The sequence below is a fragment of the Dyella sp. genome (assembly GCF_035503745.1).
In the GTDB taxonomy this organism is placed as follows: Bacteria; Pseudomonadota; Gammaproteobacteria; order Xanthomonadales; family Rhodanobacteraceae; genus Dyella_B.
On sequence record NZ_DATJTC010000011.1, the window covers coordinates 150,154 to 162,089 of the forward strand.

The following is an 11,936-nucleotide window of genomic DNA, read 5'->3' on the forward strand; positions in this document are numbered from 1 at the left end:
AAGTGGTTGTGCTTACCCGACGCGGCGATCTTTGTGCAGGACGCCGTCGCCACAGCGGCTACCGGGATCTTGCTGGCTGCACGTATCGGAAAGGCTCCGCCGGTCTACGATGCGGCCGGATTCCATCACGATCATCTCGTCCACCAGCGACGAGAGCGCTTCCAGCCGATGCGTCATCAGTACCATTGTGCGGCCGTTCATTGCGTGTGCCAGTGAGGCATAAAGCGCGGCGACGGTACCGTTATCGAGTCCTTCGGTGGGCTCGTCCAGGATGACTATGGGCGCATCGGTCAGCAACGCACGCGCTATGGCGATACGGCGCGCCTCGCCCCCGGAAACGCATACCCCGTTGGGCCCCACCCACGTATCGAGCCCGCGCGGAAGGTCCGCGACGAATCCATCCAGTTGCGCGGCGGACAAGGCTTGCAGCATGCGCGTTTCGTCCGCGTCGGGGCAGGCCAGGCGCAGGTTGTCGCGCAAGCTCGCATCGAACAGGTAGGGCGATTGCTCCACCACGCAGATGCGCGCGCGCACGTCGTCGGGGTTGAGCGATGCGATCGGCACGCCGCCAAGGAGGATGTCACCCTGGAATGGGTACAAACGTGCCAGCACATGCGCGAGGCTGCTTTTCCCGCAGCCGGAGCGGCCTACGATGGCGACGCGCGCCCCGGCGGCCAGGTGAATGTTGATGCCCCGCAATGCCACGCACGCGCCATCGTCGTGGTACATCCAGACATCCCGCAGATCGAGATCGCTTGCCGTTGGCGGCGCGACCGGGGTGATGGGTGGCGCTACAACCGGCTTGGTGTCGGCGAGTCCGAAAATGCGCCGCGCCGCCGCCCGGATCGAGCCGAGCTTCAGCCACGCCGCGGGTAATGGCAGCAGCAGTTCGATACCAGCCATGGCGAGCATGACCAGCAAGGTCAGTCCCGGCCCGCTTAACGCGCCGCTGCGGTACGCGCCGATTCCAACGGCGAGCGCAAGCAGCGCCGCCAGCGATGTCGCCGCAACAAGCGCGGCATCGCTGGCCGCCAACGCACGCTGGCCGGCTTGCCGCGAGCGTTCGCGCCGCATGACGGTGGCTTCCAGCCGGTGGTCGACCTCGGTTTCCGCGCCGAACAGCACCAGCTCCGCGCGGCCAGCAAGCGCGTCCGCCCATTCGGCCCGAAGCGTCTCGCCGTCACGGTCGAACTGCTCGGCATGAAGCGTGTGGCGCTTGAGCCATGGAATAAGCGGCACACCGATCGCGGCCAGCATGATGGCCAGTGCCAACGCGCCATGGAGCGACCACATCGCCATGACACCCACGACGACCGCCATGGATAAAAGGCTGACGAGGGTCGGCAGAAGCAGTCCGAGGTAGGTATGTTCCAGCGCGTCTACGTCGGCGCGAAGTCGCGACATCCATTGTGCGCTCCGCATGCCGCGAAGGCCTGCAGGGGCCAGCGGCAGCATGCGCGCGAAGAGCCAGCAGCGAAGCTGCGCCAGGATCGATAGTGTCGCATCGTGCGTCACGATGCGCTCGGCGTAGCGGCCCCCGCTGCGAAGCAGTGCAAACAGTCGCACCAGCGCGGCGGGCGTGTAGTAATTGATGGCCGCTCCACCCGCGCCGGCGATGGCCATGCCGGTAATGAAATGGCCCGACGTGCCAAGCAATGCAATGCTCGCGAGCGTTGCGATCAGCGCCAGCAGCAAGCCGGCTGTCATGCGACGGCGCTGCGGGAGCCATAGCGCGGCCAAACGCCGCCATTGCTCGCGTGTGGTCTGCCCGCCGGGTTTGAACGGATGGCTCATGCGCTGGCGCCCAAGCGCAATAGCGCTGAAAAAGCGCCTTCCTGGCGGCGCAGCGTGGCAACGGTACCCACCTCCACGATACGTCCTTCGTTCAATACCGCAATCCGTTCGTCGTCCGATAGCGTATCGACGCGATGCGCTATCCGGATTACGGTGCGATCTGCGCATAACGCGTCCAGCGCGTCATCGATGGCGCCGGCGGTGGTTGCATCCAGATGCTGTGTCGGTTCGTCCAGCAGCATGATCGGGGTATCGCGCAGCCATGCACGCGCCAGGGCAAGTCGCTGCGCTTCGCCGCCGGAAAGGCCGTACCCGCGCTCGCCCAAGGGTGTATCCAGTCCCTGCGGCAGGCGGGCGATGACTTTGTCCAGCGCAGCGTGCTGGATGGCGCGTGCCAGTGCGGCGTCGCCCGCATCGGGGCGTGCGATACGCAGATTGTCACGCAAGCTGCCGCGGAACACGTGTGGGCGCTGTGGCATCCAGGTTATCTGCCGCCGCCATGCATCGAGCCGCAGCGCGGACAAGTGCTGGCCGTCTATTTCCACACGTCCCTCACGCACGGCGATGAAGCCCATCAGCAACGCGAGCAGCGTGCTCTTGCCGCCGCCACTGGCACCGACCACCGTCAGGCGCGTGCCGGCCGGGATATCCAGGTCGATGCCATGGAGCACGTCGCGCTCGTAGCCGGCGCGCACGCTTTGGAGCCGAATGGCCGGCGGGGCGAAGCCGGGCATGGCGCTAGCCGTGTCGCCCGTGGCATGCGCCCTGGCCTGTTCGACGATGTCGATAAGCCCGTCGGCGGCGGCAAGTGCCTCCATGCGGGTGTGGCGCTGCGTGCCCAGGGCACGCAGTGGAGCGAAAAATTCCGGCGCCAGCAAAAGCGCGAACAGCCCATTTTCGAAGGCCAGCCGTCCGTCCATCAACCTGAAGCCCACCATGACGGCCACGACCGCGATGCTGACCGCCGCAAAAAATTCCATCACCAGCGACGACAAAAAAGCCACGCGTAGCACCGCCATGGTTTCGCGGCGGTACGCGTCGCCGACCAGGGTCAGCCGCTTATGTTCCCGGTCTCCCGCGCGGTATAGTAGCAATGTCGTCAAGCCGGCGATGGCATCCATGAACTGCGAGCCCAGGCGGCGCAGCACCAGCCATCGCCGCGTGCTGGCATCGGCCGCCGAGCGGCCGGCAAGGATCATGAAGATCGGTATAAGCGGTGCGCAGGCCGCCAGGGCCACGGCCGACCATGGGTCGGCCACCGATACGGCAATGGCCACCACTAGCGGAACGATGACGGCGAAGACGGTCTGCGGAAGATAGTTGGCATAAAACGGCGCGAACGTATCCACGCCCTCGACGAGGCGCGTAATCAGGTCGCCCTGTGACTGGCTGGCGCACCACGAGGGACCGAGCGCGCGCAAGCTCTCGCGCAATTGGCGATGCATGGCGCAGATGGCCGCATGTGCCGCCCGGTCGCTGAAGAGGCGCTGTTGGTAAAGCAATGCGCCGCGCAGAAGCGCAAAGATGCCGATAAGCGCCAGTACCGTCCAAAGGTCGCCGTAGCCGGCGCGGTGAAAGATCACCCGCGCCAGCGCTTGCGCGACCAGCCACGCGATGAGGCAGGCCACGGCGGCATGGGCGATGCCAAAGCACAGGCCGATGTTGATCAGCCGTCGCCCCGGTGCCGCGTGCGCGCGCAGCCAACGCTGCGCACGTGCACCGCCGGCATCGGAGGTCGCTTCAGGCACCGTCACGGTGCTTTATCCCGGCAGTGCCGTTTGCCTGCCGATCCTGCGCGTCCAGCAATGCGCCCCCGGCTGCCGAGATGAGCACGATCATCGCCGTACCAATCAGCCATGCGAAATACCAGGCTCCTGAATCGCCCAGTATCACCGCCATCAGGATGATCAGGATGGCAATGATCATGAACAGCACGAATTGGAAAAAGGTTTTCATATCGATGGCTCTCAGTAGGCGTGCTCATCGTTGGCGATGTGATGCGGATCGACCTTTCCCCGCATGACATAGAAAGCCCAACTCGTGTACCAGATGACAAGCGGGACGAAGACGAGCGCAAAGCCGGTCATCCACGCCAGCGTCAGTCTGCTGGAGCTGGCGTTCCACACGGTGAGGCTTTGTGCCGGCACGCTTGCGCTTGGCAGAAGAAATGGAAACAACGCGGTGCCGAGGGTTCCGATCACCCCGGCCCATGCCAGCGCGCCCAGCCACCAGGCCAGGTGTGATCGGCGTGCGCTGGCGGCGAGCAAACTTGCCGCCATGCCGGCAAAGCCCGTCGCCGGCACCAGCCACAGCACGCCGTGGTCGCGGAAATGGGCAAGCCATGCCCCATCGACCAGCGATACCTGTTGCTGCATCGGCGTTTGCGGCACACCGGCACCGGGCGAACCCAGCAGCACATAACCCTGGATGTGCGCGATCCAGAAACCGCCCGCCGCGAACAGGACCATCCCAAGCAGCCAAGCCACCCGCGCTAGCGTCCTGCCGCGTTCGGCCATCACGCCTTCGGCACCGTTCATCACGGTGATGGCACCCATCGCCGCCGACATGCTGGCCGACAGTAAGCCGCAAAGGATCGCGAAAGGGTTGAGCAGCGCGATGAAGCTGCCGGTGTAGGTCGAGGTAAGCGTCCAGTCGAACTGGAACGGCACCCCCAGGAACAGATTGCCGCACGCCGCGCCAAACACCACCATCGGCACGAAGCCACTGACGAACAACGCCCAGTCCCAGGCGTTTCGCCAGCCCGCGGAGGACAATTTGCTGCGGTACTCGAAACCGAGCGGACGCATGATCATGCTCCACAGCAGCAAGAGCATCACGACGTAGAAGCCTGAAAAGGCCGTTGCATAAATCAAGGGAAACGCGGCGAAAACCGCGCCGCCGCCAAGGATGAACCACACCTGGTTGCCATCCCAATGCGGCCCGATCACGTTGAGCGCCACGCGACGCTCCAGGTCGGTGCGGCCGACGTAGCGAAGAATCGTCCCCACGCCCATGTCCATGCCGACCATGACCGCCAGTCCGATCAGCAGCACGCCCAATAGCAGCCACCAGACGATTTGAAGGGTTGCATACAGGTCCATGAGATCAGGCCTCGGCATAGACGGAGGAGAGGGCGGGCGAGGCAGGCTCCTCGGACTCGACGGGGCCAATGCGAATCGCGCGGACCATCAGGTACATCTCGATCACGATGAAGAGCGTGTAAAGCGTCACGAATCCGCCCAGTGAAAACAGCATGTAGCCGACACTGTGCGTCGAGGCGGACATCCACGTCGGCAATACGCCGTAGACCGTCCAGGGCTGGCGGCCCAGTTCGGCCACGAGCCAGCCTGCTTCGCAGGCAAGAAACGGCACGGGAATCATCCACACCGCGAACTGCAGGAACCGGCGGTGCTCGTGTACGGTGTCGCGCATGGTGTAAAGCAGGGCCAGCACGAAGAACGCGAGCATGCCCAGTCCCATCACCACCATGGCGCGGAAGGACCAGAACAACGTGGCGACGTTTGGAATGGAATCCTTGGCCGCCTGCGCAATTTGCGCATCGGTGGCGGTGGCGACATCGTCGGCGTATCGCTTGACCAGGAAACCGTAGCCAAGGTCGTCCCGATGCGCGTCGAATGTCGCCATTGCCTGCGCATCGCCTGGATGGAGGGACAAGGTCTTAAGTGCTTCCACCGCGGGAATGCCATGGCGAATGCGCTGCTCGGCGCGCTGCTCGAGTACGTCGATGCCCGGCACGCTGCCGGTAAGCGAATGCGTGACGAGAATGGACAGCGCATACGGAATCTGCACTTGTGCATGGTTTACATGCTCGGTCTGCGAGGGAAATGCCATCAGGTTGAATGGCATGGGGCCTGGCTCGGTTCGCCACAGCCCTTCCATGGCCGCCAACTTGGTCGGTTGCGCCTGTGCGCCGACAAAACCCAGCGCATCGCCCAGCGTGATCACGCCCGCCGTGGCAAGCAGGCCAAACAGCACGGCCATGCGGAAGGAGCGCCGCGCCATGTCCAGATGCCTGCGCTTGAGCATGTACCACGCGCTGACACCGGCCACGAACACGGCCGCGGTCACATAACCGGCGATCGACGTATGCACGAACTTGGCCTGCGCATCATGGCTGAAAATCAGCGCGGGGAGGTCGGTAAGCTCCATGCGCATGGTGGCGGGGTTGAATGTTGCGCCCACCGGCGATTGCATGAAGGCGTTGGCAATCAGGATCCACAGTGCCGACAAATTGGAGCCCAAGGCGACCAGGTACGTTACCGCAAGGTGCTGGCCCGGCTTGAGGCGATCCCAGCCGAATGCCATCAGGCCGACGAAGGTGGACTCCAGAAAGAATGCCATCAGCCCCTCGATGGCCAGCGGCGCACCAAAAATGTCGCCGACGAAACTGGAATAAAAGGACCAATTGGTGCCGAACTGAAACTCCATCGTCAAGCCCGTGGCGACACCCAGCGCAAAGTTGATCAGGAACAGCTTTCCCCAGAACTGGGTCATCTGCTTGTAAATGGGCCTGCCTGAGATAACGTAAACCGTTTCCATTCCCGCGAGCAGGAAGGACAGGCCGAGCGTTAGCGGTACGAAAAGAAAGTGATAGAGCGCGGTCGCTGCAAACTGCAGTCGTGACAGCTCGACAACCGTTATGTCATGCATGACGTGATGCCCTTAGGTAAGCGAGGTCCGTCCGGAGTATCGCCGAAACGGTCGAGGTTCCGCATGTGGCGGTTCATCGCGACGCCCAGTGTCGATGGCCGGGGAGCCGGCGATATTGACGCCGATCAAGTGCGGCTTGGTCTAAGGGTGCTCCGATCAATGTTTCGTAGGCGTCACCAGCGCTCGGCAACGCATCGATCAGATGCATCCCCGGCGAGGGGAATCAGCACACTGCGGCAAGACGACACATGCGGTAGCGCGATTGATCTGCATCAATCGGGCCAGCCTCCGGGATTTTCAGAATCCGTTCGTCAATCAACGAACGGATGATGTCCATGAAAAGCCATATCCCCGTACTGGTCGCCTGTGCCGCCGTTTTTCTGGCTTCGCCAAGCCATGCCGACGACGATTGGGTTGTGCGCGTGGGCGCGCATGTCGTCGATCCCACGAGCGATACCGGTACGCTTGCGGGCCTGAAGGCGACCACCAGCAACGATGCCAAACCCACCTTCAGCGTTGAATACATGATCACGCCCCATTGGGGCGTGGATGCGCTGGCGGCGGTGCCGTTCAGGCACGAGGTGCGGTTGGACGGCATGAAAGCCGCCACTACCAAGGACCTGCCGCCCACGCTCGGCGTGAACTATCACTTCATGCCAGGCGCCGTCGTATCGCCGTTCATCGGCGCGGGCATCAACTACACCCACTTCTTCGATACGCGTGGCGAAGGCGTGCTGAACGGCGCCAGCGTGCATATCCAAAACAGCTGGGGTGCGGCTGCGCATGGCGGTATCGATGTCAAGCTGACGGACCGCTGGCTAGTGACCGCGGATCTGCGCTGGATGGACATCCGTGGAACGGTACATGTCAATGGCGCGAATGTCGGTCGCGCGACCATAGATCCTATCGCCTATGGTTTGAGCGTCGGCTATCGGTTCTGACGGTCGGTTTTCCGGGCAGATTTGCGCGCGGCTTTCATTCAAGTTCCACGGTGCTAAGAACGCATATGGGTTATGTCTTAGCTCATTGCACGTTTCGGTAGTCCATGGAGTCCATGTGCGCGCCGGACCATCGCCGAATAAGTAGCTCTAGCAAGGTGGCGCAACCTGGCCGTTGCGCCCCCCGTTTGGAAAATTCACGCCACCCATACAGCCTTCCAGTGATCGTACGCACCGCTGGATCGTGAATGGCCGTCCGGGCCCGCGTCATGCCGGACAGGGGATCGTACGGGGTTGCAATGTCCCCGCTACGGGCGTGCGAACTCAAAACGGGGAATCAACCATGCTTTTTGGAAAAGGCAGGGTCGCGGGTGCCGTGATGGCGCTCGCGATGATGGCGGGTGCCGCCAATGCGGGAACGTTTCCGGACTACGGCTATAAGCCGCCGTCTACGTACAAGGGCCCGATCTTTCAGCTGAGTCAGAACTACCCGACCACGTTGCCGACCGATACGCCGGCATTCTTCAAATTGTTGCCGGCGAAGTTCAGCAACGACTTCGAGCAGTGGCGGCCGTACGTGGACGCGGTGAAGAAATATTGCCTCGAGGGCAATGTGGAAAGCGACTGGTACGTGCAGAACAACACCGTGCGCAAGTGGTACCACGCACCGTGGCAGCATTATGGGCCGCTGGGCCGCGAAGGCATCCATGGCTTGACCAAGGAGGCGCAGATCCAGTCGCAGCAGCTTGCCGTCACGCAGACCGCCACCGGCCAGACGTTTGCGGTAGGCATCTACAACGATATCGGCGCCTACACCATCGGCCAGGTGTGGAAAGACCCGCAAAATCCCGACCCTTCCGTCACCACCAAGCCCAACACGTTCCATAACGGCACCGTGGTGTGCAAGGCCCTGTTCGCGGACGTGGATCTCAAGCAGGTACCGTTCCTGGTCAATCCGGTGCTCTGGAAGGCTTACGTCACCGATAGCTTCACCTCGGCCAATCGCGAGATCAAGAACGTGGCCTTGATCCAGATGGACTTCGCGGTGCGCGACACGCGCGTGCCCGGCACCGGCTGGATCTTCGGCACCTTCCAGTACAACGGCACGGTGACCGGCAAGCCTAGCTGGGACAATCTGGTGCCGGTGGGCGTGATGTGGGGCAACGATCCGGAAGAGACCGGCAACGACTACACCAACCCCAAGCCGACCGTGACCAAGATCAATCCGAAGATCAAGGAATCGGCAATTAACGGCAAGGCGGAATTGCCGCCTACGCATCTGGGTTGGAATGGCCGTCTGGACGGCCCGGTGGATAATCCGGTCAGCGCGTGCATGAGCTGCCATATGACGGCCGAAAGCCCGCAGGTGTCACCGATGAATCCCACCTTCCAGGCCAATCCGCCGCCGGTCGGTTCCAAGGAATGGATGCGCTGGTTCCAGAACCTTCCCGCCGGCGTGCCGTTCGATGCATCGTCGCTCAGCACCGACTACAGCCTGCAGCTTGCCGGCGGCATCCAGAATTTCTACGAATGGAAGTGCACGCAGGACGGCGTGTTCGTGCATGGACCCAATGCCTGCCAGCAAGCGAAGAACTTCCGCCTGAAGCTGATGAAGTCGGCGACGCCGCCCGCCAAGATCTACAAGGTGGAACGCGATCCCGCACTTAACGAAATTCACTGATCATGGGATCGATGCCGGGCCGCGCGCGCAAGCGTCAGGCCCGGCATGTTTCATGTGTGGTCTGTGACGAATAACATGGCAAGCGCTGTTGCGCGCGCCACTTCCGTGCGACACTAAACGCATCGCCGAATCACTGGGGACGCTGGCGTGCAAATTCTCACGCTGGAACATTTTGCCGGCCGCATCAATGAAACCTTTACCGTGGACCTTGACCACGGCAAATCGCCGTTCGTGCTGGTCGAGGCGCGGCCATTGCCTGCCGCTGCCGTGCCTGGCATGGTGCGTGCACCGTTTTCGCTGTTGTTTCACCACAGCTCGGCGCTGCTGTTTCCGCAGCGCATTTACCAGATGGAAAATCCAGGCGTCGGCGATTTCGGCATCTTTCTGGTGCCGGTGGCGCGCAATCAGGATGGATTTATCTATCAAGCCATATTCAACTGAGCGCTGCCGTTGGGGACATGCCAGCGCATAAGCAGGTGAAAGCCTTCCACGGCTTCATCGCGAAAGCCAAGCTTTCGATAAAGGCGGTGCGCACGCACGTTGCGCTGCTCCACGTGCAGCGCAACGCTGCGGGCTCCTTCCCGTTCTGCCGCAGCCAGTAGCTGCAGCAGCAGGGTGCTGCCTAAACCCTTGCCGCGATAGGCAGGCATCAACCCGATATCGATCACCAGCCAGTCTTCTTTTTGACGCGATACATACAAGCGGCCGATCGGTTCTTGCTTGTATTCCAGGACCAGGAATTCAGCATCGGCGAAGTAGTGCGCGAAATGCCGGTGCTGCAAGTCGAATTGGCTACCGAGAAAGGCGGCCTTGGTTCCCTCGGGCCATGCCACGAGGTCCAGCTCTTCGGTGCGCGAGCACGCATAAAGCTCGCGCAAGAACGCCTCATCGCTTGCCCCCGCCCAGCGCAAGCGATAGCCCTCGTGCCGCAGATGCTCCGGCAGTTCCGTCGCAAAGCTCGGCCTGGATGGAAACACCGGAGGGTTCGACACGCGAGAAGGCTTCAAGGCAACAGGCCGCAGCGATGCAACCGCGGACTGTTGCGCACTGACATCAAGAAAACGACGGGTATACGCCGCTCAAGGCGATGCAGAAGTTCAACGCCAGAAAGGGTTGGCGATTCTCGTGCGGCTGACTTCCGCCATAGGTGCCCAGCGTGGTGGGCAGCAGCGTGGTGTTTTGCGCCTGATTATTGTTGTAGACCTCGAACACGCCGGAGCTGGTAAGCGCCGCGTTGGGGGCAGGTTGCGGCGAACGGGTGCCGGCACCGCCGAAACCCTGCGCCGAGTGGATGTGCTGGGGCATCTCGTTGGAAATCAGCGTATGCGCCGGCTCGCCGAACGCCTCGCCGATCGTGCGTTGCGAGAGTCCCGGTCCCGTGCCCTGGCTGCAAGGTGCGCGCGTGGTCAGGTTGGGCAGCTGGAAGGTGGTCGTCCCGTTGCCGCCATAGTTGGTGCCGAGCAAGGAGTAAAGCGTCGCATACTGCGAGATGCTCAAGGTCGCGCCATTGCACAGAGCCCAGCCATACGGCGCAAAATTGAAGCCGAAGATTTGTACTTCGCCCAGAAAAGGTGTGGTCATGCCATTCTCCGAATGTGGTTGCGCGATGGTCAGCTCTGTGAGGGATAAATCCCTTCCCAGGCAATACAGAAAGACAGCGTCAACGTAGGCATGATGTTGTTGTGGGGCAGATTTCCGCCCGCCTGCCCGATCATGGTAGGTGCCATGGCATCGGCCGTAGGCGTTCCGGTGATGTTTTGCAGATAGATATGGTCGCTGGGCAACGTGGCCGGCTGCACCGTCGTGCCCGGCGACGTGGCCGTCGCAGCATTGGTGGTGGCCATGAAGTTATGGTTGTGCTGCGGCATCTGCGCACTCAGCAGCGTAACGTTTTCATTGCCGCCCACTTCGCCAAGCACGCGGGTGGTAAGTCCAAGGCCGGTGCCCTGGTGCAAGGGTACCTGGCCGCGCAGGTCCGGTACCGCGAAGGTGGTGACGCCGTCGCCGCCGTAGGTGGTGCCGAGCAGGGCATACAGTGTCTGGTAAGTGGATATGGGCTTGAGACTGCCGTCGCAGGCCATCCAACCGGTGGGAATGCGCGGAAATCCTAATAGGCGTATTTCGCCGACGTAAGGTGTCGTCACGTAAGTTCTCCTTCCGGAAACGAGTGAGTCTTCAAGCCATCAACCGCGCGTTGGATAGATGCCGCTGAGAGCGATATTGAAGTTGATGACACGATACGGCTGCATGTTGTTATGCGGGCCGGACCCACCCGTCATGCCGATGGTTGCCGGATAGAGCGGGACGGTATTGGTGCCGCCGGCTGCAAAGACCGGGATGCTCGTATTGTTGCTTGTGCCAAAAAGAGCATTGGTCACGATCTTGCTGTTGCCGGTGCTGGTGGTTGCGCCGACCAGGTGGGAGTGCATGGGTAGCTGCTGACCGGCGAGGGTCACCGATTCCACGCCTTCCATGTCCCCGATCGTATAGCTGGGAGGTTGCCAGCTCGGATCCGCGGAAGGGCCGCTGCCGACCGGTGCGCGTCCTTGCAGATTGGGTAGTTGAAAGTTGGATGTACCGTTACCGCCGTACTGGACGCCCAGTAACGAAAACAACGCCGTATTCTGCTGGATGGGCAGGAGTTGCCCGTTGCAGAACGCAAAACCGCGTTGCGCGAACCCGAAGCCGGTCATCATGATTTGACCGAGATAAAATTCAGCCATGCGACTCCCCCAGTGGTGAATCGTTGCAATGAAGTGCTGACCCCGTGCGAGCCTACCCTGCCTCTCGTGACAATTGCCGCCATCGCGACAATGCCCAGCCGATGTCCCCTGGCTGCGGCAAACCCCGCC

Annotated in this window: 12 protein-coding genes; 3 read left to right on the forward strand and 9 right to left on the reverse strand. The window is 62.2% G+C overall.

Annotated features, from left to right (window positions below; genetic code table 11):
* Positions 1-12: 12 nt before the first annotated feature.
* Genes cydC through VME63_RS04610 form a run of 5 tightly spaced genes read right to left on the reverse strand, consistent with a single transcriptional unit; the run spans position 13 to position 6,465 of the window.
* Positions 13-1,794 (reverse strand): thiol reductant ABC exporter subunit CydC, encoded by a 1,782-nt coding sequence (gene cydC, locus VME63_RS04590; protein WP_325430717.1) that lies wholly within the window; start codon positions 1,792-1,794, stop codon positions 13-15.
* Positions 1,791-3,548 (reverse strand): thiol reductant ABC exporter subunit CydD, encoded by a 1,758-nt coding sequence (gene cydD, locus VME63_RS04595; RefSeq protein ID WP_325430719.1) that lies wholly within the window; start codon positions 3,546-3,548, stop codon positions 1,791-1,793. The genes cydC and cydD overlap by 4 nt, the downstream gene beginning before the upstream one ends.
* Positions 3,535-3,750 (reverse strand): hypothetical protein, encoded by a 216-nt coding sequence (locus VME63_RS04600; protein WP_325430721.1) that lies wholly within the window; start codon positions 3,748-3,750, stop codon positions 3,535-3,537. Before VME63_RS04600 ends, cydD begins: the two co-directional genes overlap by 14 nt.
* An 11-nt stretch (positions 3,751-3,761) precedes the next feature.
* Positions 3,762-4,895 (reverse strand): cytochrome d ubiquinol oxidase subunit II, encoded by a 1,134-nt coding sequence (cydB, locus tag VME63_RS04605; protein WP_325430723.1) that lies wholly within the window; start codon positions 4,893-4,895, stop codon positions 3,762-3,764.
* Positions 4,896-4,899: 4 nt separating this feature from the next.
* Entirely contained in the window at positions 4,900-6,465 is a 1,566-nt protein-coding gene (locus tag VME63_RS04610) for a cytochrome ubiquinol oxidase subunit I (protein ID WP_325430725.1), read from the reverse strand.
* Positions 6,466-6,800: 335 nt separating this feature from the next.
* Between VME63_RS04610 and VME63_RS04615 the strand changes: the two genes are divergently transcribed.
* The 3 genes from VME63_RS04615 (at position 6,801) to VME63_RS04625 (ending at position 9,525) form a co-directional block, all read left to right on the forward strand.
* Positions 6,801-7,406 carry an OmpW/AlkL family protein gene (locus tag VME63_RS04615; protein ID WP_325430727.1) on the forward strand — a complete coding sequence of 202 codons (606 nt, stop codon included), beginning with the start codon at positions 6,801-6,803 and terminating at the stop codon, positions 7,404-7,406.
* A 340-nt stretch (positions 7,407-7,746) separates the two neighbouring features.
* Positions 7,747-9,084, forward strand: a complete 1,338-nt coding sequence (locus VME63_RS04620) for a hypothetical protein (RefSeq protein ID WP_325430729.1) — start codon at positions 7,747-7,749, stop codon at positions 9,082-9,084.
* Between the two features lie 147 nt (positions 9,085-9,231).
* Positions 9,232-9,525 carry a DUF6916 family protein gene (locus tag VME63_RS04625; RefSeq protein ID WP_325430731.1) on the forward strand — a complete coding sequence of 98 codons (294 nt, stop codon included), beginning with the start codon at positions 9,232-9,234 and terminating at the stop codon, positions 9,523-9,525.
* Here the strand turns inward: VME63_RS04625 and VME63_RS04630 are convergent.
* From VME63_RS04630 to VME63_RS04645, 4 genes are all read right to left on the reverse strand, one after another.
* Positions 9,507-10,076, reverse strand: a complete 570-nt coding sequence (locus VME63_RS04630) for a GNAT family N-acetyltransferase (RefSeq protein WP_414648202.1) — start codon at positions 10,074-10,076, stop codon at positions 9,507-9,509. The two genes, VME63_RS04625 and VME63_RS04630, sit on opposite strands and share 19 nt — an antisense overlap.
* Before the next feature lie 61 nt (positions 10,077-10,137).
* Entirely contained in the window at positions 10,138-10,665 is a 528-nt protein-coding gene (locus tag VME63_RS04635) for a phage tail protein (protein WP_325430735.1), read from the reverse strand.
* Positions 10,666-10,694: 29 nt separating this feature from the next.
* The gene (locus tag VME63_RS04640) at positions 10,695-11,228 is read right to left on the reverse strand and encodes a phage tail protein (RefSeq protein ID WP_325430737.1); all 534 of its coding nucleotides are present in this window, start codon (positions 11,226-11,228) and stop codon (positions 10,695-10,697) included.
* A 39-nt stretch (positions 11,229-11,267) separates the two neighbouring features.
* Complete coding sequence (locus VME63_RS04645; RefSeq protein ID WP_325430739.1) at positions 11,268-11,807, reverse strand: phage tail protein; 540 nt, start codon at positions 11,805-11,807, stop codon at positions 11,268-11,270.
* Positions 11,808-11,936 lie beyond the last annotated feature (129 nt).

Bases quoted from the DNA above. Each gene is read 5' to 3' on its own strand.
- VME63_RS04615 (WP_325430727.1), top strand. From the start codon at position 6,801: ATGAAAAGCCATATCCCCGTACTGGTCGCCTGTGCCGCCGTTTTTCTG.
- VME63_RS04620 (WP_325430729.1), top strand. From the start codon at position 7,747: ATGCTTTTTGGAAAAGGCAGGGTCGCGGGTGCCGTGATGGCGCTCGCG.
- VME63_RS04610 (WP_325430725.1), bottom strand. From the start codon at position 6,465: ATGCATGACATAACGGTTGTCGAGCTGTCACGACTGCAGTTTGCAGCG.
- cydB (WP_325430723.1), bottom strand. From the start codon at position 4,895: ATGGACCTGTATGCAACCCTTCAAATCGTCTGGTGGCTGCTATTGGGC.
- VME63_RS04635 (WP_325430735.1), bottom strand. From the start codon at position 10,665: ATGACCACACCTTTTCTGGGCGAAGTACAAATCTTCGGCTTCAATTTT.
- VME63_RS04600 (WP_325430721.1), bottom strand. From the start codon at position 3,750: ATGAAAACCTTTTTCCAATTCGTGCTGTTCATGATCATTGCCATCCTG.
- VME63_RS04645 (WP_325430739.1), bottom strand. From the start codon at position 11,807: ATGGCTGAATTTTATCTCGGTCAAATCATGATGACCGGCTTCGGGTTC.
- cydC (WP_325430717.1), bottom strand. From the start codon at position 1,794: ATGAGCCATCCGTTCAAACCCGGCGGGCAGACCACACGCGAGCAATGG.